This is a genomic window from Streptomyces capoamus (genome assembly GCF_014654935.1).
Lineage (GTDB): Bacteria > Actinomycetota > Actinomycetes > Streptomycetales > Streptomycetaceae > Streptomyces > Streptomyces capoamus.
In genome coordinates, this window is record NZ_BNBF01000006.1 from 90,013 (window position 1) to 115,672 (window position 25,660).

At 71.1% G+C, this 25,660-nt stretch carries 20 protein-coding genes and 6 tRNA genes; 16 read left to right on the forward strand and 10 right to left on the reverse strand.

Features of this window, described 5'->3' with window-relative positions; translation table 11 throughout:
* The first annotated feature begins 135 nt into the window (after positions 1-135).
* The 4 genes from IE312_RS11775 (at position 136) to IE312_RS11790 (ending at position 4,959) form a co-directional block, all read left to right on the forward strand.
* Entirely contained in the window at positions 136-642 is a 507-nt protein-coding gene (locus IE312_RS11775) for a hypothetical protein (RefSeq protein WP_189980976.1), read from the forward strand.
* Positions 643-678: 36 nt separating this feature from the next.
* Positions 679-2,982, forward strand: coding sequence for a polysaccharide lyase 8 family protein (locus IE312_RS11780; protein WP_189980978.1), 2,304 nt, complete (start codon positions 679-681; stop codon positions 2,980-2,982).
* Between the two features lie 154 nt (positions 2,983-3,136).
* Entirely contained in the window at positions 3,137-4,732 is a 1,596-nt protein-coding gene (locus IE312_RS11785) for an acyl-CoA carboxylase subunit beta (RefSeq protein WP_189980980.1), read from the forward strand.
* 35 nt (positions 4,733-4,767) lie between these two features.
* Positions 4,768-4,959 carry an acyl-CoA carboxylase subunit epsilon gene (locus IE312_RS11790; protein ID WP_189980982.1) on the forward strand — a complete coding sequence of 64 codons (192 nt, stop codon included), beginning with the start codon at positions 4,768-4,770 and terminating at the stop codon, positions 4,957-4,959.
* Between the two features lie 60 nt (positions 4,960-5,019).
* Here IE312_RS11790 and IE312_RS11795 read toward each other — a convergent pair whose 3' ends face one another.
* The 9 genes from IE312_RS11795 to IE312_RS11835 all read right to left on the reverse strand — a co-directional run bounded on the left by IE312_RS11795 (position 5,020) and on the right by IE312_RS11835 (position 18,715).
* Complete coding sequence (locus IE312_RS11795; RefSeq protein WP_189980983.1) at positions 5,020-8,046, reverse strand: NACHT domain-containing protein; 3,027 nt, start codon at positions 8,044-8,046, stop codon at positions 5,020-5,022.
* A 94-nt stretch (positions 8,047-8,140) separates the two neighbouring features.
* Positions 8,141-8,722, reverse strand: a complete 582-nt coding sequence (locus IE312_RS11800) for a GTP-binding protein (RefSeq protein WP_093769009.1) — start codon at positions 8,720-8,722, stop codon at positions 8,141-8,143.
* Entirely contained in the window at positions 8,703-9,278 is a 576-nt protein-coding gene (locus tag IE312_RS11805; RefSeq protein WP_189980985.1) for a DUF742 domain-containing protein, read from the reverse strand. Before IE312_RS11805 ends, IE312_RS11800 begins: the two co-directional genes overlap by 20 nt.
* 94 nt (positions 9,279-9,372) lie before the next feature.
* The gene (locus IE312_RS11810) at positions 9,373-9,786 is read right to left on the reverse strand and encodes a roadblock/LC7 domain-containing protein (RefSeq protein ID WP_004983065.1); all 414 of its coding nucleotides are present in this window, start codon (positions 9,784-9,786) and stop codon (positions 9,373-9,375) included.
* Positions 9,787-9,796: 10 nt separating this feature from the next.
* Positions 9,797-13,051 (reverse strand): sensor histidine kinase, encoded by a 3,255-nt coding sequence (locus tag IE312_RS11815; protein WP_189980987.1) that lies wholly within the window; start codon positions 13,049-13,051, stop codon positions 9,797-9,799.
* Between the two features lie 399 nt (positions 13,052-13,450).
* Entirely contained in the window at positions 13,451-14,026 is a 576-nt protein-coding gene (locus IE312_RS11820) for a GTP-binding protein (RefSeq protein ID WP_184970470.1), read from the reverse strand.
* A complete protein-coding gene (locus IE312_RS11825) occupies positions 14,007-14,405 on the reverse strand; it encodes a DUF742 domain-containing protein (protein ID WP_009190816.1) in 399 nt (132 codons plus the stop codon). The genes IE312_RS11820 and IE312_RS11825 overlap by 20 nt, the downstream gene beginning before the upstream one ends.
* A 110-nt stretch (positions 14,406-14,515) precedes the next feature.
* On the reverse strand, positions 14,516-14,929 hold the full coding sequence (locus IE312_RS11830; protein WP_030346561.1) for a roadblock/LC7 domain-containing protein: 414 nt from the start codon (positions 14,927-14,929) through the stop codon (positions 14,516-14,518).
* 9 nt (positions 14,930-14,938) lie between these two features.
* On the reverse strand, positions 14,939-18,715 hold the full coding sequence (locus IE312_RS11835) for a sensor histidine kinase (RefSeq protein ID WP_189980989.1): 3,777 nt from the start codon (positions 18,713-18,715) through the stop codon (positions 14,939-14,941).
* Between the two features lie 569 nt (positions 18,716-19,284).
* On the opposite strand from IE312_RS11835, the gene IE312_RS11840 reads away from it, so the two are divergent.
* The 11 genes from IE312_RS11840 to IE312_RS11890 all read left to right on the forward strand — a co-directional run bounded on the left by IE312_RS11840 (position 19,285) and on the right by IE312_RS11890 (position 24,190).
* Complete coding sequence (locus IE312_RS11840) at positions 19,285-19,479, forward strand: hypothetical protein (RefSeq protein WP_189980990.1); 195 nt, start codon at positions 19,285-19,287, stop codon at positions 19,477-19,479.
* 250 nt (positions 19,480-19,729) lie between these two features.
* A complete protein-coding gene (locus IE312_RS11845) occupies positions 19,730-20,515 on the forward strand; it encodes a fumarylacetoacetate hydrolase family protein (RefSeq protein ID WP_189980992.1) in 786 nt (261 codons plus the stop codon).
* Positions 20,508-21,992, forward strand: a complete 1,485-nt coding sequence (gltX, locus tag IE312_RS11850) for a glutamate--tRNA ligase (RefSeq protein ID WP_189980994.1) — start codon at positions 20,508-20,510, stop codon at positions 21,990-21,992. Before IE312_RS11845 ends, gltX begins: the two co-directional genes overlap by 8 nt.
* Before the next feature lie 110 nt (positions 21,993-22,102).
* Positions 22,103-22,807 carry a DUF4241 domain-containing protein gene (locus IE312_RS11855; protein WP_189981326.1) on the forward strand — a complete coding sequence of 235 codons (705 nt, stop codon included), beginning with the start codon at positions 22,103-22,105 and terminating at the stop codon, positions 22,805-22,807.
* Entirely contained in the window at positions 22,804-23,535 is a 732-nt protein-coding gene (locus IE312_RS11860) for an HAD family hydrolase (protein ID WP_189980996.1), read from the forward strand. Before IE312_RS11855 ends, IE312_RS11860 begins: the two co-directional genes overlap by 4 nt.
* Positions 23,536-23,626: 91 nt before the next feature.
* Positions 23,627-23,698 (forward strand) — tRNA-Gln (locus tag IE312_RS11865).
* Between the two features lie 21 nt (positions 23,699-23,719).
* Positions 23,720-23,792 (forward strand) — tRNA-Glu (locus tag IE312_RS11870).
* A 29-nt stretch (positions 23,793-23,821) separates the two neighbouring features.
* A tRNA-Glu gene (locus IE312_RS11875) sits at positions 23,822-23,894 on the forward strand.
* Between the two features lie 29 nt (positions 23,895-23,923).
* Positions 23,924-23,996: transfer RNA gene (locus IE312_RS11880), tRNA-Glu, on the forward strand.
* Between the two features lie 21 nt (positions 23,997-24,017).
* Positions 24,018-24,089, forward strand: a tRNA-Gln gene (locus IE312_RS11885).
* A 28-nt stretch (positions 24,090-24,117) separates the two neighbouring features.
* A tRNA-Glu gene (locus IE312_RS11890) sits at positions 24,118-24,190 on the forward strand.
* 49 nt (positions 24,191-24,239) lie between these two features.
* Here IE312_RS11890 and IE312_RS11895 read toward each other — a convergent pair.
* On the reverse strand, positions 24,240-24,884 hold the full coding sequence (locus tag IE312_RS11895) for a MerR family transcriptional regulator (protein ID WP_189980998.1): 645 nt from the start codon (positions 24,882-24,884) through the stop codon (positions 24,240-24,242).
* An 80-nt stretch (positions 24,885-24,964) separates the two neighbouring features.
* On the opposite strand from IE312_RS11895, the gene IE312_RS11900 reads away from it, so the two are divergent.
* Positions 24,965-25,462 carry a DUF4188 domain-containing protein gene (locus IE312_RS11900; RefSeq protein WP_189981000.1) on the forward strand — a complete coding sequence of 166 codons (498 nt, stop codon included), beginning with the start codon at positions 24,965-24,967 and terminating at the stop codon, positions 25,460-25,462.
* The last annotated feature ends 198 nt before the right edge of the window (positions 25,463-25,660 follow it).

A 25,660-nucleotide genomic window follows, 5' to 3' on the forward strand; every position in this document is an offset into this window, starting at 1 on the left:
GGAACGTGTTTGCGCTCCTACACACAGTCACCCCGTACGGCCCCTGGCGGACGCCCCGCACACTCGGGCACCATCTGCCTGCACCACCTGCACAGCCGACGCCCCGCACCCACGGCCCACCGCAGGAAGGTCCCCATGAAGCCGTCGCAGCCCCGCGCGCTCCTCACCGCGCTCGCCCTCGTCGTCGCCCCCGCCGTCGCCGTCCTCGGCACCGCGACCGACGCCTTCGCCGTCACCAAGATCAGTCACGCCACCGCCACCCAGATGTTCCGCGACGCCGGCATCACCTGGTCGTCCTCCGGCAACTGCTCCGACCGCAACAACTCCACCTGTACGTCCTTCGAGCAGCTCAACCTCGCCACCGCCCAGGGAGCCCAGACCCTCAAGCGGGCCAGCGGCTGCGCCCTGAACATCACCGGCGGCACCGAGACCGGCCACGCCTCGGGCACCTACTCCCACTGGAACGGCTACAAGCTCGACTACGGCAAGAACACCTGCGTGACCTCGTACATCAAGAACACCTTCGGCTACATCGGCCTGCGCGGCGACGGCGCCCCGCAGTACCAGTCCGGCTCCGGCAACATCTACGCCGACGAGGGCAGTCACTGGGACGTCCTCTACTACAACTGCGGCGGCTGCTGAGCCGGGAGCCGGGGAGGGAGGGCGGTGACCGGGCCCATGGACATGACCCGACGCGCGCTGCTGCTGGCCGCCGCCCTCGCCGCCGTCCCGGCGCCGGGCGCCCGGGCGGCCGACGACCCGTACGACACCCTGCGCCGCCGCTGGCTCGGCATCTCCCTCGGCACGGGATACGACCCGGCCGCCGAGCCGTACGCCTCCCGCCTCGCCCAACTCGGCGCACGGGCAAGGGAGTACCGGGAGAGCATGACCCCCGCTCCGGCCTCGCTCTGGCCGGGACACCCCTTCGACCCGCCCTCCGGCATCACCTTCAGCTACGGCCGGCTCTGGACGATGGCCCAGGCGTACGTCCAGCCCGGCACCGGTGCCACCGGCGACCCCGGTCTGCTCGCCGACGTCCTGCGCGGACTCGACCACCTGTCCGCCGCCGTCTACCACCCGGCCACCACCCGCTACGGCAACTGGTGGGAGTGGCAGATCGGCAGCCCCAGGCTCCTGACGGACATCACGGCCGCCCTGTACGAGCGGCTCGGCCCGGACCGGATCGCGGCGGCCTGCGCGGCCGTCGACCACTTCGTCCCGGACGCGACGCTCACCGACTACTCGGGCACCTCCACCGGCGCCAACCGCGTCGACCTGTGCCGCTCGGTCGCCCTGCGCGGCATCCTCGGCCGCAGCCCGCAAAAGATCTCCCTCGCCCGGGACGCCCTCTCGCCCGTCTTCCCGTACGTCACCGAGGGCGACGGCCTCTACGCCGACGGCTCCTTCGTCCAGCACACCTGGGTCGCCTACTCGGGCACGTACGGCCAGGTCCTGCTCGACGGCCTCGGGCGGCTGTTCGCGCTGCTCGCCGGATCGCCCTGGGAGATCACCGATCCGGCCCGGCGGAACATCCTGGACAGCGTCGAGCACGCCTACGCGCCCCTGATCCACGACGGGCTGGTGATGGACTGCGTCAACGGCCGCGCCATCAGCCGGGGTCACCTGCGCTCCGACGACCTGCACGTGCTGCGCGGCGACCACTACCACGGGCAGGCGCTGATCGCCGCTGTCGTCCTCCTCGCCGCCGGTGCGGGCGAGGCCGAGCGCGAACGCTGGTACGGCCGCGTCAAGGGGTGGATCGAACGGGACACGGTCACACCGGTGCTGACGGCACGTCAGTTCACGGTCGCCGACCTCGCGCGGCTGCACTCCGTCACCGCCTCGCCCGGGCCCGCGACCCCCGAACCCCTCGGCCACCGCCTCTTCCCGGCCATGGACCGCGCCGTCCACCGCGCCCCCCGGTTCACCGCCGCCCTCGCCATGGCCAGCGACCGCATCGCGCACTACGAGTGCGGCAACGGCGAGAACCCGCGCGGCTGGCACACCGGATCCGGAATGCTCTCCTGGTGGCCGCGGGGCGACGGCGGCCAGTACACCGACTGGTACTGGCCCACCGTCGACTGGTACCGGCTGCCCGGCACCACCGTCTCCACCCGGCGGCTGCCCGACCGGGCCGGCGGCGAATGGGGCGCGCCCAAGCCGGACGTACGCTGGGTCGGCGGGACCACCGACGGCACGTACGCGGCGGTCGGCCAGCACCTCAAGGGCCTCGGTTCCACCCTGGAGGCCCGCAAGTCCTGGTTCTTCCTCGACGACGCCGTGGTCTGCCTCGGCGCCGGCATCAGCTGCACCGACGGCGTGCCCGTCGAGACCGTCGTGGACAACCGCAACCTCGGCGAGAACGGCACCCCGACCTTCGTGCGCGCGGCCCGCTGGGCCCACCTGGAGGGCCACGGGGGCTGGATCCTGCCGTGCGGCGGCGCGCTGCGCACCCTGCGCGAGGACCGCACCGGCGCCTGGTCCGACATCAACACCGGCGGCACCGACGAACGGCGCACCCGGCGCTGGCAGACCCTCTGGCTCGACCACGGCACCGACCCGGCCGCCGCCGGCTACGCCTACGTGCTGCTGCCCGGCGCCTCCCGCGCGCGGACCGCCGCCCGGGCCGCCGACCGGCGCTGGCTGTCGGTCCTCGCCAACGACACCACCGCCCAGGCCGTCGCCGTGCCCCGGCTGGGCCTGACCGCGTGCAACTTCTGGCGGCCCGGTACGGTGGGGGACCTGACCGTCTCGGCCGGTGCGAGCGTGCTCGTCGTCCGGCGGGGCCGTACGGCCACCCTCCACATCAGCGAGCCGCCCCGCAGCGGCAGCCCGCTGGAGCTGTTCTGGGACCGTCCGGTGCGGGCGGTGGTCCGGGCCGACGACAGCGTGCGGGTCCGGTCGGCTGACGGCCGTCCGAGGCTCCTTGTCACTCCGGGGAGGGCATGTGCCACCCACGAATGTGAGGTGGCTCTCAGGTGACGACTTTGTCGCCCCCCTACAACGTGTCGGCCTTCTGAGCAGTCGGAACGGCTGCATGCCGCCTTGGTTCTGTTCACTGGCACCAGGAAAACGGGCCGGAGACTGTACAGAGTCGACGGCTCGCTTTTCTTCGTGTCCTTCGTAAGGTCGCTACATGACCGTTTTGGAAGAGACGACGGGTGAGCCGACCGGTGAGCCGACGGACGCACGCGGACGGGTCGCCGAACTGCACGGGATCCGTGCCCAGGCCGTGGCCGGTCCCAGCGAGAAGGCGACCGAGGCGCAGCACGCCAAGGGCAAGCTGACGGCACGGGAGCGGATCGAGCTGCTCCTCGACCCGGGGTCCTTCCAGGAGGTCGAGCAGCTGCGCCGGCACCGGGCGACCGGCTTCGGCCTGGAGGCGAAGAAGCCGTACACCGACGGTGTCATCACCGGCTGGGGCACGGTGGAGGGCCGCACGGTCTTCGTCTACGCCCACGACTTCCGGATCTTCGGCGGCGCGCTGGGCGAGGCCCACGCCACCAAGATCCACAAGATCATGGACATGGCCATCGCGGCCGGCGCCCCGCTCGTGTCGCTGAACGACGGCGCGGGCGCCCGCATCCAGGAGGGCGTCTCCGCCCTCGCCGGATACGGCGGCATCTTCCAGCGCAACACCAAGGCCTCGGGCGTCATCCCGCAGATCTCGGTGATGCTGGGCCCGTGCGCGGGCGGCGCGGCCTACAGCCCCGCCCTCACCGACTTCGTCTTCATGGTCCGTGAGACCTCCCAGATGTTCATCACCGGCCCCGACGTGGTCAAGGCTGTGACGGGCGAGGAGATCACCCAGAACGGCCTGGGCGGCGCCGACGTCCACGCGGAGACCTCCGGCGTCTGCCACTTCGCGTACGACGACGAGGAGACCTGCATCGCCGAGGTGCGCTACCTCCTCTCGCTGCTCCCGCAGAACAACCGCGAGAACCCCCCGCGCGTGGAGTCCACGGACCCGGTCGACCGCCGCGGGGACGCGCTGCTCGACCTGGTCCCGGCCGACGGCAACCGGCCCTACGACATGGCCAAGGTCATCGAGGAGATCGTCGACGACGGCGAGTACCTCGAGGTCCACGAGCGCTGGGCGCGCAACATCATCTGCGCCCTGGCCCGGCTCGACGGCCAGGTGGTCGGCATCATCGCCAACCAGCCGCAGGTGCTGGCGGGCGTGCTCGACATCGAGGCGTCCGAAAAAGCTGCGCGCTTCGTTCAGATGTGTGACGCTTTCAATATCCCGATCGTCACCTTCCTGGACGTTCCCGGGTTCCTCCCCGGTGTCGACCAGGAGCACGGCGGAATCATCCGCCACGGCGCGAAGCTGCTGTACGCCTACTGCAACGCGACCGTGCCGAGGATTTCGCTCATCCTGCGCAAGGCGTACGGAGGTGCCTACATCGTCATGGACTCGCAGTCGATCGGCGCCGACCTCACCTATGCCTGGCCGACCAACGAGATCGCCGTCATGGGCGCGGAGGGCGCGGCGAACGTCATCTTCCGCCGGCAGATCGCCGACGCCCAGGACCCCGAGGCCATGCGGCAGAAGATGGTCAAGGAGTACAAGGCCGAGCTGATGCACCCGTACTACGCGGCCGAGCGGGGCCTGGTCGACGACGTCATCGACCCCGCCGAGACCCGCGAGGTGCTCGTGAAGTCGCTGGCGATGCTGCACACCAAGCACGCCGACCTGCCTTCCCGCAAGCACGGCAACCCCCCGCAGTAACCCGGCGGACACCTCTCTCACGGAGACTGACACCCATGAGCACTCCTGACATCCGCGTCGAGAAGGGCCATGCCGAGCCCGAGGAAGTCGCCGCCATCACGGCGGTCCTCATGGCCCGCGCCGCCGCCCGCCCCGAGCCTTCGGTGACTCACCGGCTCCGCGCCAAGGCAGGCTGGCGCCGCCTGGAGCGCGAGCCCGGCTTCCGGGCCCCGCACAGCTGGCACTGAGGCATTTGCGCGCGACCACGGCCCCGCCACTCCGTTCGGGAGGGCGGGGCCGTGGTGCGTTCACTCGATGGTGATGGTGACGCCGGGCAGGTCCGCTGGGGTGAGGGAGCCATGGGAGGGCGTGCAGCTCCGCAGTATCAGCGTCCTCAGGTGGGCCAACCGGGTCAGAACGGGAAGCTGCCGGTGCAGGTCCCGGGCGTCGAAGTAGTAGAGCGTCAGCCCATGCAGGCCGGGAAGCGCGGACAGGGGCGCAAGATCCGGCACACGGGAGCCGCGCACCCCCACGAGATACAGGTACGCCACGCCGCTGTACGGGGCCAGGAATCCCAGCCCGGTCTCCGCCGTGATGCCCGAGAAGGCCAGCTGGTACACCCCTGGCAGGGGCGGGAGGCCGTCGATGCCGTCCGGTGCGGCAAGCGGCAGATTCAGCAGCCCCAGGGCGGGCAGGCCGGCCAGAGCTTCCGCGTGCCGGACCGAGGCGGCCTGGAGCACCTGGAGCGTCCGGAGACCGGGATGCCCTTTCAGCAGGGACAGGTCGGCCGTGTCGCGCACCCAGCAGATCAGCTCCTGGAGCGGAGGGAACTCTGCCAAGAGGGACAGGTCCGGAAGCCTGCACGTGATCTTCAGTGAGGTCAGCGACCTCAGCCGGGCCGCCGGCCGCAGCTGGGCCGCGTGCGTGAGCACCACCGAATGGTGCTCCAGCGGCAGCCCGCTCATCACCCGATCGGCGTAAGCGTCCGCGTCGAAATACGCCCACGCGTCGATGAGCGCGGACACCACGTCCCGGCGACCGTCCCGCGCGTAGCCCTCCAGCAGGCCCAGGCCCTCCTCCCCGCCGATCAGCGCCACCGTGCGTACCGTCTGCACCGCCGCCTTCGACGACAGCTCGGCCAGTGACCGCGGCAGCCTGCGCAGCAGGCTCGTGCCGACCGCCGCCAGCGCGGGCGGATCCGTCTGCCGGCGCGGGGGCAGCAGCGCGGACACCGCCTCCTCCAAGCGCCCCGCCAGCCCGTCGGAGACCTCCGGCACCGTCTCCTGGCAGGCCGCGGCCAGCAGCCGCAGCTTCCTGCCGTACCGGGGTTCCTCCCGGGCCCGGTCCAGGATGCAGCCCAGGAGTTCCTCCCGCTGGGGCCGGTTCGCGTGGCCCGCGGCCATGACGATGGTCTCGCGCCACAGGTCCAGGTGGGCCCGCTCGATCAGGTTGCCGATACGGTCCTCCTCCGCCGCTTCCTCGGCGGCCAGGTATTCCTGGAAGGTGCGGTGGACGAAGTCCAGCCGGCCCTCGGCGGGGGAGCGGAGGATCCCCGAGCGGTCCCGGAGCTGTTCCAGGACCTTGCCGCCGTCCTGCTCGTCCAGGTGCCGCATGCCCGCGAGCCGCTTGCCGACATGCACGGCGGCCTGCTCCAGCCCGATCTCGCTGCGGTTGTTGTCGGACAGCCGCCACGCCAGGTCCCGGAGCAGTACCAGCTTGTCGTTGAGGCTCAGCCGTCCTTCCATCGCGCTGGGCACCTTCCGGTCCGCGTCCCGTTCGTGGACCAGCGTGTGCAGGGCGCCCCGGTACAGCTCCATCCGGTCCCGCGGGAGCCGGCTGCCCCGGTTCAGGTGCATCGCGCACAGCATGGCCGCCAGCAACGGCGTACCGGCCAGGGACCGCAGGTGCGGGCGGTCCTTCAGGCTGCTCAGCAACGACTGTTCGCAGCGCGGGAGTTCCTCCACGGGGCACGGCAGGTCGTCGTCCAGTTCCCGTACCGCCTGGTGCCACTGCCGTACGAAGGCCGCCAGGTCCGGCGGTGCCATGCGGTCCAGGTGGAGCGCGGTGAACTCCTCGCGGCGCAGCCAGTCGGCACGCGCCGCGGCCGGACGCGAGGTGACGACGACGCGGACGTCCCCGTACGCGGCCAGCAGCCGGCGCAGCCACTCCCGCACGCCCCGCCGTTCGCCGTCCAGCAGTTCGTCCACGCCGTCGATCAGCAGCAGGGCGTCGCCGTGGGCGAGCCGGCGTTCCACCCAGGCCTTCGGCATCACCCCGGTGATCTGACCGGCCACCGAGTCCAGCATCGCCTCGGGTTTCGGCAGCTCCCGGCCGCTGTACTCGCGCAGCTTCACGAACACCGGTGTCAGGCCGTTCCAGTCCGCCAGCTCGCCGGTGAAGGCGCCGCGCGCCGCCGTCACCGCCAGCCAGCGCAGCAGTGTCGTCTTGCCCGAACCCGCCTCGCCGCGCAGCAGCACCCGGGTGGCTCCGCCCAGGGCCGCCTCCACCCGCATGCCGGCGCTCTCGCCGCCGGGCTCCTCCCAGTCGCTCATGTCGGGGCGCAGCACCGGCAGGGAGCGGGCCTGCCTGCGCCGGCTGCCGTCGTCCCCCGTGGCGCGCAGGCTGACGTACGCGACCGACAGCCGTACCTGCCCGGCCGCCCGGTCGGACGAGCGCCGGAACAGGTCCACCTCGTCCAGGGTCGTGCTGACCAGCTCCAGGTAGCGGCGCCGGAAGTCGCCGTCCCGGTCCGTCCCCTCGGGTGCGAACAGGGACCGGTCGGGCAGCCGCTCCAGCACCCGCGCGATCTCCGCGCCGAGGGACGTCGTGCGGCCCAGCAGTTCGGTCAGCGCGCGTTCCTCGAAGACCGGCAGCCCCTGCACGATCCGCACGTAGTACTCGACGCACTCCGCGAAGAGCGCCTCGAAGAGCCGGCCCTCGGCCTCGCCGAGCCCCACGGGCCGCGCCACGGTCCTCGTCACCCGGCGCACGATCTCCGCCGGGTTCACGTCGGCGGCCAGCACCGCCTCGTCCGACAGGTCCGCCGCCGCGAACGTGTCGCACACCCCGTCCACCACGGCCTGCCGGCTGCTCTCCTCCAGGCCGGGGAACTCCCGCTCCAGAAACGGCGCCAGCCGGTCGTACACGGCGTCCGCCATCTCCTCGAACTGCCGCTGCACGCCCCGCTGGAAGCGGAGCCCCGACACCCGCAGCCGGATCAGCTCGGCCATCTCCATGCGGCGTTCCTGCTCCCGCCGCCTGCCCCCGAGCCACATCTGGGCCGCCGCCTTCGCCACGGTCGACCCCAGCCGTAACGCAGCCGCTTCGGCAACCATCGCCACCCCCTCCCGTGCCTCGTCCAGTGTGGCACCGGGGTACGACAAAGGGGCCCTCTCCGTGGGAAAGGGCCCCTCGGCACACGGGGACCGGCTAGCGCAGGCGGGCCATCAGGGCGTGTTCCACGAGCGTGATCAGCGCGCTCTTGGCGTCCGCGCGGTGGCGGGCGTCCGTCGTGATGATGGGGGTGTCCGGGCCGATCTGCAGCGCCTCGCGGACCTCGTCGGGCGAGTACGGCTGCTGGCCGTCGAAGCCGTTGAGGGCGATCACGAAGGGCAGGCCGCTGTTCTCGAAGTAGTCGACCGCGGGGAAGCAGTCGGCGAGACGGCGGGTGTCGACCAGGACGATCGCGCCGATGGCGCCGCGGACCAGGTCGTCCCACATGAACCAGAAGCGGTCCTGGCCCGGCGTACCGAACAGGTACAGGATCAGGTCCTGGTCCAGGGTGATGCGGCCGAAGTCCATGGCGACCGTCGTGGTCGTCTTGTCCCCGGTGTGGGTGAGGTCGTCGATACCGGCCGACGCGGACGTCATGACGGCCTCTGTGCGCAGCGGGTTGATCTCCGAGACGGCGCCGACGAACGTGGTCTTGCCCACGCCGAAGCCGCCCGCCACCACGATCTTCGCGGAGGTGGTGGAGCGGGAAGGACCGCCGCTAGAGCTTGCGAAGTCCACTGAGCACCCTTTCGAGCAGTGTCACGTCTGGCTGGCCACCGGCGTTCTCGTCGCCGCCGGGCTGATGGATGGCGACCAGGCCCGCCTCCGCCAAGTCGGCGACGAGAATCCTGGCCACGCCGAGGGGGATCGTCAGCAGGGCCGAGATCTCGGCCACCGACTTGATCTCCCGGCACAGGTTGCAGATCCGCTGATGCTCGGGCAGCTGGCCCTGCATCTGGTGCGGAGCGGCGGTGGTGTGCACCAGTGCCTCGATGGCGAGCTGGTAGCGCGGGCGGGTCCGGCCGCCGGTCATGGCGTACGGCCGCACCAAGGGGTTGTTGGACGCCGTGGCCGGGGCCGGCTCGGGGCGGCGCTGCGGCTGGACCGGCTGGATCCGCGGGGCCTGGGGCTGGTCGTACGGCGACGGACCGGGTCCCTGCGGGGCGTACGGCTGCCGGTGGCGGGGTGTGGAGGGGAAGTCGTACCGGTTCGCCGAACCGTCTCCCTGGCCCTGGCCCTGGGCAGGGCCGTAAGACCAGTTGCCCGAAGACGAACCGCCTGGGGGTGTTGCCACTTTCTCCTCCTCCGACTGCGCCGGGCACCCATCCGTGTGGAGCCGCGTCCCGAAACCTTACGGCCCCGGGACGCGAATACGCACCGTCCGATAATTAGTTGAGAAGGCTTCCCTGGAGCTCCGCACGGAGATCCGGGGTGAGGACCGTGCCCGCGCGGTCCACCAGAAGTGCCATCTCGTACCCGATGAGACCGATGTCCGCCTCCGGGTGGGCGAGGACCGCCAGCGAGGAACCGTCGGAGATGGACATGATGAAGAGGAATCCCCGCTCCATCTCCACAACCGTCTGATTCACGCTGCCCCCCTCGAAGATCCGGGAGGCGCCTGCCGTCAGAGACGTCAGACCGGAGGCGACGGCCGCGAGCTGGTCGGCGCGGTCGCGGGGAAAGCCTTCGGACATCGCCAGAAGGAGTCCGTCGGCGGAGACCACCACCGTGTGGGACACCCCCGGGGTGTTGTCCACGAAGTTGGTGATCAACCAGTTCAGGTTCTGTGCCGCCTGGCTCATCGGGCTCACACTAACGCTCCTGGTTGTAGGTGCTGTCAGGACCGAAGCCCTGGCCGTTCGTTTCACTGCCTGCGCTGCGTCCGCGCTGGACGCCCCGGCGCAGGTTGCTCAGCCTGCCCCGGACGTCCTCCGGGGCGCGGGAGACCTGCGGGCCTCCCTGGGGGGTGGTTTCGGCGGCACCCTCGACCAGATTGGCCTTGGGCACCCGCCGCGGCAGACCGGAGGCGGTGACCCCGCCTGCCTTGGGCTTGCGGAGCTGCGCGGCCTGCTGCCACCGCTCGTCGTTCGCCGAGCGCCAGTTGCTGTCGCCGCTCGCGCCCGGCGCGTTGCCCGGTGCGGGAGCCGGCGCTTCCTGCTGCGCACGCGCCGTTCCGTTCGCGGACCCGGCGCCGTTCGAACCGCTCGCGGTGGACCCGCGGCGGGGCAGCCCGGCGTCGGTCAGCGCGTGTGCGGCGGGAGAAGCCGTTCCCGGACGGTCGAAGCCTACGCCGTTCCGCTCATTCGCGTCACCGGCCTGCGAGGATTCCGCTTCCGGAGCGTACTGGCCCGAGTAGCCGTTCTGGTAGCCGTCCTGCTGCGGCCAGTCGTCCTGGTAGGACGGCGCCTGCGCAGGCTCCGCATACGGGGCCGAGGGCTCCGGGTAGCCGCCGTTCGGGGAGTAGCCGTCGGACCGCGCGTGCTCGCCGTTCGGCGCGTAGTACTGCTCGTCGTACGACTGCTCGTACTGCTGCTCGTACGACGTCTGCTGCCGCTCCTCGTACGGAGCCTGCTGCTGCTCCTCGTACGCGGCCTGCTGCTCGCCGTACGCCGGCGCCTCGTACGCCTGCTGCTGCGACTGCTCGTCGTACGCCTGCCGCTGCTGCTCGCCGTACGCCGGTGCCTCGTACCCCTGCTGGGGCTGCTCGTCGTACGCCTGCCGCTGCTCGCCGGCCTGGCCGTGGTCCTGGGGCTCCAGGGCGGCGCGGCGCTCCTCGCGCATCCGCGAGCGGCCGACCGGGTCCAGGCCGCGGATGTCGTCGGGGGCCTCCGTGTACCGGCTGTCGTCGAAGCCCAGTTCGGCGGCGGTGCGCAGCGGCGGCTGCTGCTGCTGGCCGAAGCTCTCACCCTGGAACTGCTGCTCCGGGATGATCTGCGAGACGGTGAACTCCTCGCGGTCCAGCGGGGCTTCGCCACCGCCGCCGTGCGTGATCGCGTCCGGCAGCATGACCAGGGAGGTCGTACCGGCCTGCTCGCCCGAGGGGCGCAGCTGGACCCGGATGCCGTGCCGGTCGGACAGCCGGCCGACCACGAACAGACCCATGCGCTGGGAGATCGCGGCGTCCACGGTCGGCGGGTTGGCCAGCTTGTGGTTGATGTCCGCGAAGTCCTCGGCGGTCAGGCCGATGCCCTTGTCGTGGATCTCGATCATGACGCGGCCGTCGGGCAGCCGGGTCGCGGTGACGCGGACCTTGGTCTGCGGGGAGGAGAACGTGGTGGCGTTCTCCAGCAGCTCGGCCAGCAGGTGCACGAGGTCGGTGACCGCGCGGCCGTGGATCTCGGCCTCCGGCACCCCGGACAGCTCGATGCGCTCGTACTGCTCCACCTCGGAGGAGGCGGCGCGCAGCACGTCGACCAGCGGGACCGGCTGGTCCCAGCGGCGGCCGGGCTCCTCGCCGGCGAGGACCAGGAGGTTCTCGCCGTTGCGGCGCATACGGGTCGCCAGGTGGTCCAGCTTGAAGAGGTTCTCCAGCTGGTCCGGGTCGGCCTCGTTGTTCTCCAGGTCGGTGATCAGGGTCAGCTGGCCCTCGATCAGCGACTGGTTGCGGCGCGACAGGTTCGTGAAGATCGCGTTGATGTTGCCCCGCAGCAGCGCCTGCTCGGAGGCGAGCCGGACGGCCTCGCGGTGGACCTGGTCGAAGGCGCGGGCGACCTCGCCGATCTCGTCCTTGGTGGTGATCGGGATCGGCGCCACCCGGGTGTCGACCCGGCCGGGGTCGGTACGGGAGAGCTGGTCGACCAGCATCGGCAGCCGCTGCTCGGCGATGCCGAAGGCGGCGTTGCGCAGCTGGCGCATCGAGCGGCTCATCTGGCGGGCGACCGCACCGGCCAGGATGAAGGCCAGCAGCAGGGCGACCACGACGACGGCACCGGTGATGAACGCCGAGGTCTTGGCGTCGTCGGCGATGTTCGAGGCCTCGCTCACCGCCTTGTCGGCCATGTCCGACTCGATCTGCCGGTAGGCCTTGTACTTCAGCGTGTTGAACGCCCACCAGTTGTCGGCGGTGACCCCGCCGGCGGCCAGCTCGTCACGGGTGACCGTGCTGGTGTCCTTCATGGTGGCGAGCGCGCCCACCATCTTCGTCGGGTCGGACGCGGTCCCGTCCTTGGACTTCTGGGCCATGGCCGCGGCGTCCGCCTTGACCTTGTTCTCCAGGTCGGCCAGCTTCTGCGCGTCCGCCTCGGTGCCGCCGCCGAGGTACTCCTCGCGGGCGATGCGCTCCAGGTAGGCGTACGAGGACAGGGAGACCCGCTGGGTCGCCAGGTTCGGCGCGTCCGGGCCGGGCTTGACCAGCAGGTGCGTGCCGATCGACCGCTCCAGGGACAGCGCGGCCTTGGTCAGCGAGATGGCGTAGACGGTACGGCCGTAGGAGGTGATGTTTCCGGTGCCCAGACCGAGTTCGTTGGCGAACTCCATCAGCGGGTGGCTGATCTCGACGTAGCCCTCTTCGGTCTTCACGCCGGTCATCTGCGAGGTGTACGCGGCCTGCCGCAGCTGGGCGAGATGGGGCTCGACCTCGTGGAACAGCGTGAGCCGGCGCTTCAGGCCGGCGTCCGACGGCATGCTCTTGGCCGCTTCGTCGAAGCCGTCGGCGGCTTGGTCGGTGGCCTTGCGGGCGGCGTCGACGGTCTGCTTGCTGGCCGCGTCCTTCTTGTGCAGCAGCAGCGGGGCCGCGGTGACGTCGCGCTCGCTCTCCAGCGCGTCGGCGTAGGACAGGGCGGCGCGGACCAGTCGGGCGGTGTTCTCGGCGTCGCGGGCCTGCTGCCAGGTGTCGATCGAGTTCTTCACCTGGAAGCCGCCCATGACCAGGCCGACCGCCACGGGTATGAGCAGGATCGCGTTCAGCCGGGTCGGCACCCGCCAGTTGCGCGGGGAGAAACGGCCGCCGCTGGGTGCGGGAGTGGCCGCCGGTTCCGCTCCGGGAACGGGGGTGGGCGCCGCAGCGCGCGGCGGCGGGGTGAAGTTGCCCCGTGCCGACGGCTCGGGACCGTTCTTGCTTCGCCTCACTCGACCAACAACCTCTCGGCGGTCGGCACCTACGTCGTGCCGCAGTCTCTCAGAGCCCAGTTCGCCATCGACCACGAGTACGCACTCGGTACGTACTCAGTACGTTGTCGACCATTGGGCAGTTCAGGCATTCCAGCACGTGGACCAGCGCACTTCCAAACAGCAGAAGGCGACGCGGCGGACTGTTGTAAACGCGAGATAAAACGGTCATAAAGAGCGAGCCCCGCCAAAAGGCGGGGCGTTCGTGCGCACAGCGGCACCACGCGACCGCGTCGCGTGGTGATGCCCGGGGGATTCCTCTGCCGAACTGTTATGAACGCCGGAGCCGACCGTGTCAAAGGCCACAGTCGGCTCCGCTCCCCGTACGGCAACTGCCGTACGGCCCGTCGTATTTGGGTGCTACTTCAGCCGCGCCATCAGGGCGTGCTCCACCAGCGTGATCAGGGCACTCTTGGCGTCCGCGCGGTGCCGGGCGTCCGTCGTGATGATCGGGGTGTCCGGCCCGATCTGCAGCGCCTCGCGCACTTCCTCCGGGGCGTAGGGCTGCTGGCCGTCGAAGCCGTTGAGGGCGACGACGAACGGCAGGCCGCTGTTCTCGAAGTAGTCGACCGCGGGGAAGCAGTCGGCGAGACGGCGGGTGTCGACCAGGACCACGGCGCCGATCGCGCCGCGCACCAGGTCGTCCCACATGAACCAGAAGCGGTCCTGGCCCGGCGTACCGAACAGGTACAGGATCAGGTCCTGGTCGAGCGTGATGCGGCCGAAGTCCATGGCCACCGTGGTGGTGGTCTTGTCCCCGGTGTGGGTGAGGTCGTCGATGCCGGCCGAAGCGGACGTCATGACGGCCTCGGTGCGCAGCGGATTGATCTCCGAGACGGCGCCGACGAACGTCGTCTTGCCCACGCCGAAGCCGCCCGCCACCACGATCTTCGCGGAGGTGGTGGCCCGACCCGCGTCAGAGCTTGCGAAGTCCACTGAGCACCCTTTCGAGCAGCGTCACATCCGGAGCGCCGCCGTTGTTCTCGTCGCCACCCGGCTGGTGGATGGCGACCAGGCCGGCCTCGGCGAGGTCGGCCACCAGGATCCGGGCCACACCCAGCGGCATGGCCAGCAGCGCCGAGACCTCGGCGACCGACTTGACCTCGCGGCACAGGTGGCAGATGCGCTGGTGCTCCGGGAGGAGTCCCATGAGCGCTGCCGGGTCGGCCGTGGTGCTGATCAGCGCCTCGATGGCGAGCTGGTAGCGGGGCCTGGTCCGGCCGCCGGTCATGGCGTAGGGCCTCACCAGCGGCTGGTCGCCCTCGTCCCCGTACGGCTCCGCGTACGGATCATGATGGGCGGTGGGCGGGGTCATGAATCCTCCGGGCGGGACAGCAAGTCGGTCAGTCAAGCCGTCTGACGGGGCCGGTGGGGGGATTGTGGCGGCCGGACGGTGTTTTCGTGAGGTGGGTGGTGCCGGGGCGGTCAGTGGAGCAGACTGCCCTGGAGTTCGGCGCGCAGGTCCGGGGTGAGTACCGCACCCGCGCGGTCGACGAGCAGTGCCATCTCGTAGCCGACGAGACCGATGTCCGCATCGGGATGGGCCAGTACCGCGAGGGACGACCCGTCCGAGATGGACATCAGGAAGAGGAACCCGCGCTCCATCTCGACGACCGTCTGCGCCACCGTGCCGCCCTCGAAGATCCGGGACGCCCCGGCCGTCAACGAGGTCAGCCCGGACGCGACGGCCGCCAGCTGGTCGGCGCGGTCCCGCGGGAAACCTTCGGACATCGCCAGCAGAAGGCCGTCGGCGGAGACCACCACCGTGTGCGACACCCCGGGGGTGTTGTCCACGAAGTTGGTGATCAACCAGTTCAGGTTCTGTGCCGCCTGGCTCATCGGACTCAACTAACGCTCCTGCTGGTGAGTGGGGCTCGGGAAGCTGCCGGTCTGGCCGCTGCCGGCCTGACGGCCCTGAGCGATGCCCCGACGAAGATTGGTCAGCCGTCCGCGTACGTCGTCAGGCGCACGCGAGACCTGCGGACCGGCTTGGTGCTGTTGCTGCTGAGCGGTGCCCGGGACGAGGTTCGCCCGGGGCACCCGGCGCGGCAGACCGGAGGTGGTGACCCCGCCGGCCGCGGGCTGCCTGACGCGTTCGGCCTGCCGGACGAGTTCGTCGTTCGGCGAGGTGCGCCAGGAGCCGGTGTTCTGTGCGGACCGCTGCGGAGCGGGCGCGGGCGCCTGCTGCTGCCGCGGTGCGGGAGCGTTCTCCTGCCGTGGTGCGGCGGAGTTCTCCTGCTGGCCGTGGAACCAGTTGGTCTCCAGCGTGTCGTACAGCGGGGTGCGGCCGTCACCCGGGCCGCTGGCCGGCGGCAGTGCCTCCGGCTCCTGGCGGGCCGGACGCTGCTGGGGCGCGGACGGGCGCGGGGCGCCGAAGTCGGCACGGCCGGCCGGCTGCGGACGCTCGAACTGGCCGGTGTGACCAGGGTTCTGGGGGCCCGGGAGGGCGTGCTGCCCGGTGGAGCCGCCGTCGTAACCGCCGTCGTACGCCTGCGGTGCCTGCGGGGCCGGGAACTGGCCCGTGTTCTGCGGGTCGGCGTCCGGACGCCCGGGCGCCGGCGTGCCGAACACGTCGGAGCGGACGTACGGGTCGCCGCCCTGCTGCGCACCGGGGCCGTCGAAGGGGCCCGGCTGCTGCGGCTGGTCGGGACGCGGGAACTGCCCGGTCTGCTGGAGGCTGTCGGGGCGCGCGAACTGGCCGGTCTGCTGGGCGTCGTGCTCCGGACGGGCGTACTGGCCGGTGTGCGGGCCGCCCGCGCCGTTCAGCTCGGCGCGCGGGAACCCGCCGGTCGCGGCCGGACCCTGGGCGTCGATCCGCGGCAGCTCCGAGGTCGAGCCCGGACCCTGCCGGTCGTCCACGCGCGGCATGCGCGCGGTCTGCGTCGGGTCCTGCTCGTCGTGGCCGCGCGGGGTGTCCATCGCGGCACGCGACACCGGGGCCTGGCTCCAGTCCGGGGTGCGGGACTGCGGGGCACCGCCGGGCAGTTCGGCCCGCGGGCCGCCGCGCGGCGGCAGCTGGGGCTGACGGCCCTGGTCCGCCGGTCCGCCGGACCGCTTGCGGCCACGGCCGCCGAAGGCGTCCTGCTGCGGCCCGCCCTGGTCCGCGGCCTGCGGACCCTGCGGGGCACCCGGAGCCTGACCGCCGAAGCCGGCCGGCGCGGGACGGTTCTGCTGCGGGCCGCCGGGGCCGCCCTGGGGGCCGCGCGCTCCGCCCGGCGCACCGGGACGGCCGCCCTGGCCCGCGCCGGGCAGCGCGGCCCGGGGACCCTGGGCGGAGCCGACCTGGCCGCGCGGGCCGGAACCGGAACCGAGCAGACCGCCGCCGGCCGGGGCACCGCCGGGGTTGCCGTTCTGCCGCCGGGCCGCCGCCGCACCGGCCGCGGCCTGCGCGGCGGCGGGACCGCCGGTGGACACGGGCGCGCCGGACTTGCCCGGAGCGGGCTTGCGGCCGCCCTGGGCGACGTCCACGGGCAGCATGACCAGCGCGGTCGTACCACCGGAGTCGGACGGGCGCAGCTGGATGCGGATGCCGTGGCGCTGCGACAGACGACCGACCACGAACAGGCCCATGCGGCGGGAGACGGAGACGTCCACGGTGGGCGGCGAGGCGAGCCGCTCGTTGATCGCCGCGAGGTCCTCGGGGGAGAGGCCGATACCGGTGTCGTGGATCTCGATCAGCACGCGGCCGTCGGGCAGCGCGTGACCGGTGACCTTGACCTTGGTCTGCGGCGAGGAGAAGGAGGTCGCGTTCTCCAGCAGCTCGGCGAGCAGGTGCACGAGGTCGTTGACCACGCGGCCGGCGACCTCGGTGGTGGGCACGGAGGCCAGCTCGATGCGCTCGTACTGCTCCACCTCGGACGCGGCGGCGCGGAGCACGTCGACCAGCGGGACCGGGCGGGTCCAGCGGCGGCCGGGCTCCTCACCGGCGAGGACGAGGAGGTTCTCGCCGTTACGGCGCATACGCGTGGCGAGGTGGTCGAGCTTGAACAGCGAGGAGAGCTGGTCCGGGTCGGCCTCGCGGGACTCCAGCTCGGAGATCAGCGACAGCTGACGCTGGATCAGACCCTGGGAGCGGCGCGAGAGGTTGGTGAACATCGCGTTGACGTTGCCCCGGAGCAGGGCCTGCTCGGCGGCGAGGCGGACCGCCTCGCGGTGCACGTCGTCGAAGGCGGAGGCCACCTGGCCGATCTCGTCCCGGGAGTGCACACCGACCGACTCCACGGAGGTGTCCACGTCCTGCGGGTCGGACTCGGAGAGCTGCTTGACCAGCTCGGGCAGGCGGTCCTGGGCGACCCTGGTCGCGGTCTCCTGGAGCCGGCGCAGCGAGCGGATCATGGACCGGGCCACGACGAACGCGCCGACCAGCGACACGCCGAGGACGAGCAGGATCAGCGCACCGGAGATGATGGCGTCACGCTGGGTGGCGCTCTTCAGCTCACGCGCCTTCTGCTCCATCTCCTCCAGCAGCGTGTGCTCGATCTTCTTCATCTGCTCGATCTTGGTCGAGCTGTCGTCCACCCAGTCCTTGTAGGACCGTGCCGGCAGCTGCTGCAGGCCGTCGGGGGACTCGAAGGAGCGCTTGGCGTAGGTGTCGGCCGCCTCGATCGTCGCGTTGCCCTCGTCGATCGGCTTCAGCAGCTCCTCGGCGTTGTGGTCCGCGTAGATCTTGCGGAAGATCGCCAGCTCGGAGTTCTCGCTCTCGTACGCCGACTGGCCGTAGAGGCGGTCGTTCTCGGAGAGGTCGCCCTTGACGTCGGTGGTCGCGGGCAGCGCGGCGGCGATCATCGCGCGCTGCACGGAGGCGTACTCCTTGGCGGTGGAGAAGGCCGCCAGGGCGCGGGTGCGGGAGATCATCTCCGGGTTGCTGGAGGCCTCGGCCATGTCCTGGGAGAGGCCGATCAGCTGGCTGATGAGGCGGTGGTACGACTCGACCGTCTGGGAGGCGTTCTCCTTGGACCCGTAGGCCTTCTGGCGGATCTTGGCGAGGTCGTCGAGCTGGTTGGCGAGACCGACGAGCGCGTCGCGCACGCCCTGCAGGTTGCCGTCCTTGCTCGCTGTGTCGATCTCCTCCGAGGCGTCGAGGAAGTTCTCGCGGGCCCGGTCGGTCTTCTGCTGGAAGGCCTTGATCTGGTAGTCGGTCTTCTTCAGACCGCCGCGGGACAGCGGGCCGGCGGACTGGTCGCGCTCCTCCTGGAGCGCCATCGCCAGTTCGGTGGCCTGCTTGGTCATCTCCGTCAGCAGCTTCATGTTGTCGAGCTGCTGGATGTCGTTCATGTTCTCGTTGATGCGCAGCGCGCCCAGCGAGGTCGCCGCGACCACGGGCAGCGCGAGCAGCGACACCAGGCGCGTGGAGATGCGCCAGTTGCGCAGCGCCAGCCGCGAACCCGTGCTGGGCGGGCTCTGCGCGGGCTTCGCCGACGGCGTGGGGCCGGCCGAGGGCGTCGCGGTGGTGGAGGCCGATGAAGCGGATCCGCCCGGGCGGCCGCGTTCACCGCCGTCCGAGGCCTGGGGCTGGCCCGGGTTATGGGCGTGCTGGGGCGAGGAGCTGACGGCCTTGGGGCCAGTCCCGCCGTGCGGCTCCGGCTCCGCCGAAGCGCTGCCATCCCTCTTGAAACGTCCCTGCACTAGCGTCGCAACCTCTGGACCAGGCGCCCCTCCGTGAGAACGGAGGGACACGGTGTCGGCGTTGTGGAGAGCGCCCTGAATACGCCCCCCGGGTGGTCTTGAGTGACCGGCGCTGGTTCCCCCCTATCTCGCCGCCACTCGGCGCTGTACGCGCCCCCTGTGCGCCGGCTCGATCCTGCGGCGGTCCGTGGAATTCCAGCACAGTGCAGGATCTCCAACAAGGGCAGTGGACCGAGCTGTGACCTACGTGACGCGCTGTGAGGGGCGGGTCACCGCTCGTGGATCCGGTTGTGGGGCATAACGGGCATAAACCGGTGAGTCGCCGCTCGGTACCCGGTGTCCCAGTCGCCATGATCAGGAGCGGAATGGTGGCTTCAGGGGGTCAATGTCCGTTTCGGCTAGGCGAGTTGTCGGTCGGAATTGACCGATTTGCCCGTGAGGTCGTGAGCAAACTCACATGAACATCGAGGGGAGTTGGCGTCTTCGTCGGGGAATCGGATGTTTAGCCTGACGCTTTACAAGAGCGGCGACCCTGCCAACCACTCGACCGAGGGCACAGGACGACAACGGTGAAGACGACGATGATGTTCCGCAACATAGCCAACCCGCGACGCACGACCCTGGCGCACCTGACGGACGCCGGCGAGCTGCACACGCCCGAGCTGCCGGAGCACTCCGTCGACCTCCCCGCACAGACCGCCAACCCCCGCCGCACCGTCCTCATGGACATCCCGGCCGGCGCGGGCGCCGCGGCCGGCGAGTGAGCGACGGCTCCACCGGGCCGGCCCGTTGCGGTGCCGGCAGCCCCACCGAGCGCGGCCGAGGGATCGGATGAGGTCCTCCGGCCGCGCTCATCCGTGTTCCGGGCGTCCCGGACCTTTGCCCACGGCGGCACGCGAGATCCGGTGACCCGCCTCCGACCTGCGCCGATGCCCCCAGAAGCGAACAACTTCGCATAGCTCCGTTAACCTGGGGCGTCAGTACGCCGGTTCTCAGTGAGGGGCGCAGGATCCCGTGCGCATCGCCAGGTTCTCCATCGACGGGAACGTAGCCTTCGGCGCGGTCGAGGGCGACAAGCAGGACGAACTCGTCCTCGACATCATCAAGGGCATCCCGTTCGCGGACCACGAGCTGTCCGGTACGAAGGTGCCGCTCAGCAAGGTCAGACTGCTCCCGCCGGTGCTCCCCAACAAGGTCGTGGCCTTCGGCCGCAACTACGCCGAGCACGCGCGCGAGCTGGGCAACGAGGTCCCGGACGCCCCCTTCGCCTTCTTCAAGCCGTCCACCTCCGTGATCGGCCCCGGGGACGACATCCAGTACCCCTCCTTCTCCGAGGAACTGCACCACGAGGCCGAGCTGGCCGTCGTCATCGGGCGCATGTGCCGCGAGGTCCCGCGCGACCGCGTCAAGGACGTGATCTTCGGGTACACCTGCGCCAACGACGTCACCGCCCGCGACGTGCAGAAGCGCGAGAAGCAGTGGGCCCGGGCCAAGGGCTTCGACACCTCCTGCCCGCTCGGCCCCTGGGTGGAGACGGACATCGACCTCGCCCGCGCGGGCGACCTCACCGTCCAGCTCACCGTGAACGGCGAACAGCGCCAGCTGGGCCGCACGAGCGAGATGATCCACTCCATCGAGGACCTGATCGTCAACATCTCCGAGGCCATGACGCTGCTGCCCGGCGACGTCATCCTCACCGGCACCCCCGCGGGGGTCGGCCCCCTGCACGTCGGCGACGAGGTCGCCGTCACCATCGAAGGCATCGGCACTCTCACCAACAAGGTTGTCAAGCGTGGCTAGCGCACCCGGCTCCCCCGTACGCGTCCGTTTCTGCCCGTCGCCCACCGGTAACCCCCACGTGGGCCTGGTCCGCACCGCCCTGTTCAACTGGGCGTTCGCCCGGCACCACCAGGGCACCCTGGTCTTCCGCATCGAGGACACCGACGCGGCCCGCGACTCGGAGGAGTCGTACCGGCAGCTGCTCGACGCGATGCGCTGGCTCGGCTTCGACTGGGACGAGGGCCCCGAGGTCGGCGGCCCGAACGCGCCCTACCGCCAGTCGCAGCGCATGGACCTCTACAAGGAGGTCGCCCATAAGCTGCTCGACGCCGGCCACGCCTACCACTGCTACTGCTCCCAGGAGGAGCTGGACAGCCGCCGCGAGGCCGCCCGCGCCGCCGGCCGGCCGTCCGGTTACGACGGCCACTGCCGCGACCTGAGCGCCGACCGGGTCGAGGAGTACCGGGCCCAGGGCCGCACGCCGATCGTCCGCTTCCGGATGCCCGACGAGACGATCACCTTCACCGACCTGGTCCGCGGCGAGCTGACCTTCACGCCGGAGAACGTGCCCGACTACGGCATCGTCCGCGCGAACGGCGCCCCGCTGTACACGCTGGTGAACCCGGTGGACGACGCGCTGATGGAGATCACCCACGTGCTGCGCGGCGAGGACCTGCTCTCCTCCACCCCGCGCCAGATCGCGCTGTACAAGGCGCTGGCCGAGCTGGGCATCGCGAAGCGGACCCCGCAGTTCGGCCACCTGCCGTACGTCATGGGCGAGGGCAACAAGAAGCTCTCCAAGCGCGACCCGCAGTCCTCCCTCAACCTCTACCGCGAGCGGGGCTTCCTGCCCGAGGGCCTGCTCAACTACCTGTCCCTGCTCGGCTGGTCCCTCTCGGCGGACAAGGACATCTTCACGATCGAGGAGATGGTCGCGGCCTTCGACATCTCCGACGTGAACCCCAACCCGGCGCGCTTCGACCTCAAGAAGTGCGAGGCGATCAACGCCGACCACATCCGCATGCTGGACGTGAAGGAGTTCGCCGAGCGCTGCCGCCCCTGGCTGAGGGCCCCGTTCGCCCCGTGGGCGCCGGAGGACTTCGACGAGTCGAAGTGGCAGGCGATCGCCCCGCACGCCCAGACCCGCCTGAAGGTCCTGTCGGAGATCACCGACAACGTCGACTTCCTGTTCCTGCCGGAGCCGGTCTTCGACGAGGCCTCGTGGACCAAGGCGATGAAGGAGGGCTCCGACGCCCTGCTCCGCACGGCCCGCGAGAAGCTGGAGTCGGCCGACTGGTCCTCGGCCGAGTCCCTCAAGGAGGCCGTCCTGGCCGCCGGCGAGGCCCACGGCCTCAAGCTCGGCAAGGCCCAGGCCCCGGTCCGCGTGGCCGTCACCGGCCGCACGGTCGGCCTGCCCCTCTTCGAGTCCCTGGAGGTCCTGGGCAAGGAGAGGACGCTGGCCCGCGTCGACGCGGCGCTGGCCAGGCTCACGGCGTAAGCGAGCGTCCCCGAGGGGCGGTGGCCGTACCGGCCGCCGCCCCTCCGGCTTGTCGGTGGGTCGCACTAGTGTCCCGTCTCACAGTGAGCGAGATCGAGAAGGGCGCCGTCATGCCGATGAGTCCGCGGGACTACACCTGGCTGTTCACCCCGGGCAGCACGTTCAGCTTCGAGACCGGGACCCAGGGCGTGATCCACCTGGCCGAGGGCGGCGAGCTGGACCTGCCCACCGGGCGGGTCGTGGCCTGCGACCCGTTCGTCTACCTCGGCAGCGGCGACATCGAGCCGTTCACGGCCACCGTCGCGCCCGGCCGCTACCGCGTCGACGCGGCCGTCGCGACCCTCACCCGGCCGGACGAGCCCCCGTCCGACCACCCCCACCTGCGCGTGGCCGCGGCCCGCCTGGTCGTCCGCGACGAGCCGGCCGTCACCTGGGAACTGGCCCTGCGCCCCGGCCAGGACCCCGCCGAACTGGGGGACGACGAGTTCTTCGGCTACGGCGTCGACGCCGGCACCGGCTGCTTCTACGACGCCTCGGCCGAGGAGGCGTTCCCGGGGACCGAGGAGGAGGAAGGGCCGCTGTGGGACGCGTTCGAGCACAGCGACTGGTCGCCGGGGCCGCACCTGGTCACGTCCGCCGGCGGCCACACCCTGGCCGCGTTCACCTCGGGCTGGGGCGACGGCTTCTACCCCACCTGGACGGGCCGCTCGGCGGCGGGTGAGATCACCTGCTTCGTGACGGACTTCTTCGTGGCGCCGGACCCCTCCGAGTCCGCTCCCGCCCCGGCCGGTCCGGCGGTACCGTCGGTGACATGACGATCAGAGCCGTGGTCTGGGACGTGGACGACACCCTGTTCGACTACACGACCGCGGACCGTGAGGGCATGCGGGCGCACCTGGTGACCGAGGGGCTGCTCGTCGGGTACGACAGCCCCGAGCAGGCCCTCGTGCGCTGGCGGGAGATCACCGAGCGGCAGTGGGCGCGGTACGCGGCGGGGGAGTGCTCCTTCCAGGACCAGCGGCGCGACCGCGTGCGCGTGTTCCTCGGCACGGAACTGACCGACGACGAAGCCGACGCCTGGTTCCAGCGCTACGTCGGGCACTACGAGGCCGCCTGGAGCGTCTTCCCGGACGTCCTGCCCGTCCTGGAGGCGCTGGCCACCAGCCACCGGCACGCGGTGCTGTCCAACTCCAGCATCACCGTCCAGGAGCACAAGCTGCGCACGCTCGGGCTGCTCGACCGCTTCGAGTCCGTGCTGTGCGCCGCCGAGCTGGGCGTCTCCAAACCGGAGCCGGGCGCCTTCCTGGCGTCCTGCGAGGCGCTGGGGCTGGCGCCGCACGAGGTGGCGTACGTCGGCGACCACCCCGAGATCGACGGGCGGGGCGCCGCGGAGGCGGGGCTGCTGTCCGTGTGGATCGACCGCGGGACGGGCGTCGTGCACGCCGTCGGGGAGGTCGTCTGCCGCCGGATCTCCACCCTCGCCGAACTCCCTGCGCTCCTCGGCGCCGATACCCGTTTTGGAGCCCCGTCCACCTTCGGGTAATGTTCTTCCTGCGCCGAGGGGAGCGGGCCGGAAGGCCGGAGCCCCGAGACGCAGACTAGAACGAGAACCCCGCAGGGGGATTGAGTTCCAGTGGCCTATGGTGTAATTGGCAGCACGACTGATTCTGGTTCAGTTAGTCTTGGTTCGAGTCCAGGTAGGCCAGCTCGCAGAGCTTATCTGCAAAGCCCCCGTTGTGTAGCGGCCTAGCACGCTGCCCTCTCAAGGCAGTAGCGCCGGTTCGAATCCGGTCGGGGGTACTGATCTCGATCTTGTCGGGATCGCTAGGGCCCCCGTTGTGTAGCGGCCTAGCACGCCGCCCTCTCAAGGCGGTAGCGCCGGTTCGAATCCGGTCGGGGGTACTGATCTCGATCTTGTCGGGATCGCTAGGGCCCCCGTTGTGTAGCGGCCTAGCACGCCGCCCTCTCAAGGCGGTAGCGCCGGTTCGAATCCGGTCGGGGGTACTGACTGGTCTAAACCATCATTGGTCTATGGTGTAATTGGCAGCACGACTGATTCTGGTTCAGTTAGTCTTGGTTCGAGTCCAGGTAGACCAGCTCGGACCTGCGGAAACGCAGCGTCCACGCCCCCGTTGTGTAGCGGCCTAGCACGCCGCCCTCTCAAGGCGGTAGCGCCGGTTCGAATCCGGTCGGGGGTACGCACAGGGAAGGCCCTCCACCTCGGTGGGGGGCCTTCGTCGTGCGCCGCTACTCGAAGCCGTAGCGCCGGGCCGACTCCTCCTCCTGGGCGAGGCGGCGCAGGGCCTGCAGCATCGGCTCGGTCAGCACCGCGCCGAGCACCGCCGTCTCCGCCTTCTCCGCCTCGGAGGGGCGGGTCTCCACGAAGTCCAGGTCCAGCTTCGCCGTCTCGTGCATCAACTCCGCGTACGAGACGAGCAGTTCGCTGCCCCAGTCGTAGCCGAGCCGGCGGAACGCGGCCACCGCCACCACCAGGGAGCGGTACGCGGGGGAGATCGTCGTCAGCAGCCTCGCGTTCGACCAGCCCAGTCTCTCCAGCAGCCGGTCCGCCTCCTGGCGCGCGGCCCGGACGAACTCGTCGTCCTCGTCCGGCTCCGGCACCTGCGGCAGGGCCCACAGGGCCGCGCCCAGCCGGATCGTGCGGCCCAGGGACTCGTCGTCGACGTTGCGCAGCACCTCCCGGACGGTGGCCACCGGGAGCCCGCCGACCTGGATCATCGCGCGCACCAGCCGGAGCCGGCGCAGGTGGCCCTCGTCGTACTCGGCCGTCGTCGTGTTGACCTGGCGGCCCGGCGGCAACAGGCCCTCGCGCAGGTAGTACTTGATCGTGGCGGTGCTCACACCGCTGCGTGCGCTCAGTTCGGCAAGCCGCATGTCTTGCGCTCCTCCTTGGATACCGCCACTATCCAAACATCGGTCCTTGGATAGTGCCGCTCGCCGACGAGGGGGAAGTCATGGTGACCCGTACGACCGCCGACGCGAAGGGCGACGTCGTCGTCCTGCTGATCGGCATGCGCATCAACCGCTTCCGGGCCGTCCACCTGTGGCTGCCGGTGCTGCTCGCCATGGGCCGCATGCTGCGGGAACTGGAGCGGGACCCGGCGCGCGGGCTGCGCGCCAAGGTGCTGCTGACGGCGTCGCCGCGCACGTACTACGTCGTGCAGTACTGGGAGTCCAAGGACAAGCTGTACGCCTACGCGACCGCGCCCGACGCCTTCCACCACAAGGTCTGGGCGCGGCTCAACCGCAAGGAGCGCGCCGGGAAGCTGCACGGGGAGGTCGGGATCTGGCACGAGACGTACGTCGTGCCCGAGGGCTCGTACGAGGCGGTCTACGGGGACATGCCGGCATTCGGGCTGGCCGCCGCGCACGGCCAGGTGCCGTTGGAGAAGCGCGGCCGGTACGCGAAGGACCGGTTCGCCCACCGGTCGGCGAACGACACAGCCGCCTGACCGCCCGAGGGGCTCGGGCGGCGGTCCTGTTGCCGCCGAGGGCGCCGCGTCGTCGCCGGAGGCAGGGGACGCGGACGGGGCTCCGTGGCGGTCGCCGACCCGGCTCGCCGAAAGCAGCCACCGCACGGCGCTGCGGCGCAGGGGTCGATCCGGTCCGTGGGGCGGGGTCGCCGTGCGGCGGTGCGGGGCTGCGGCCGG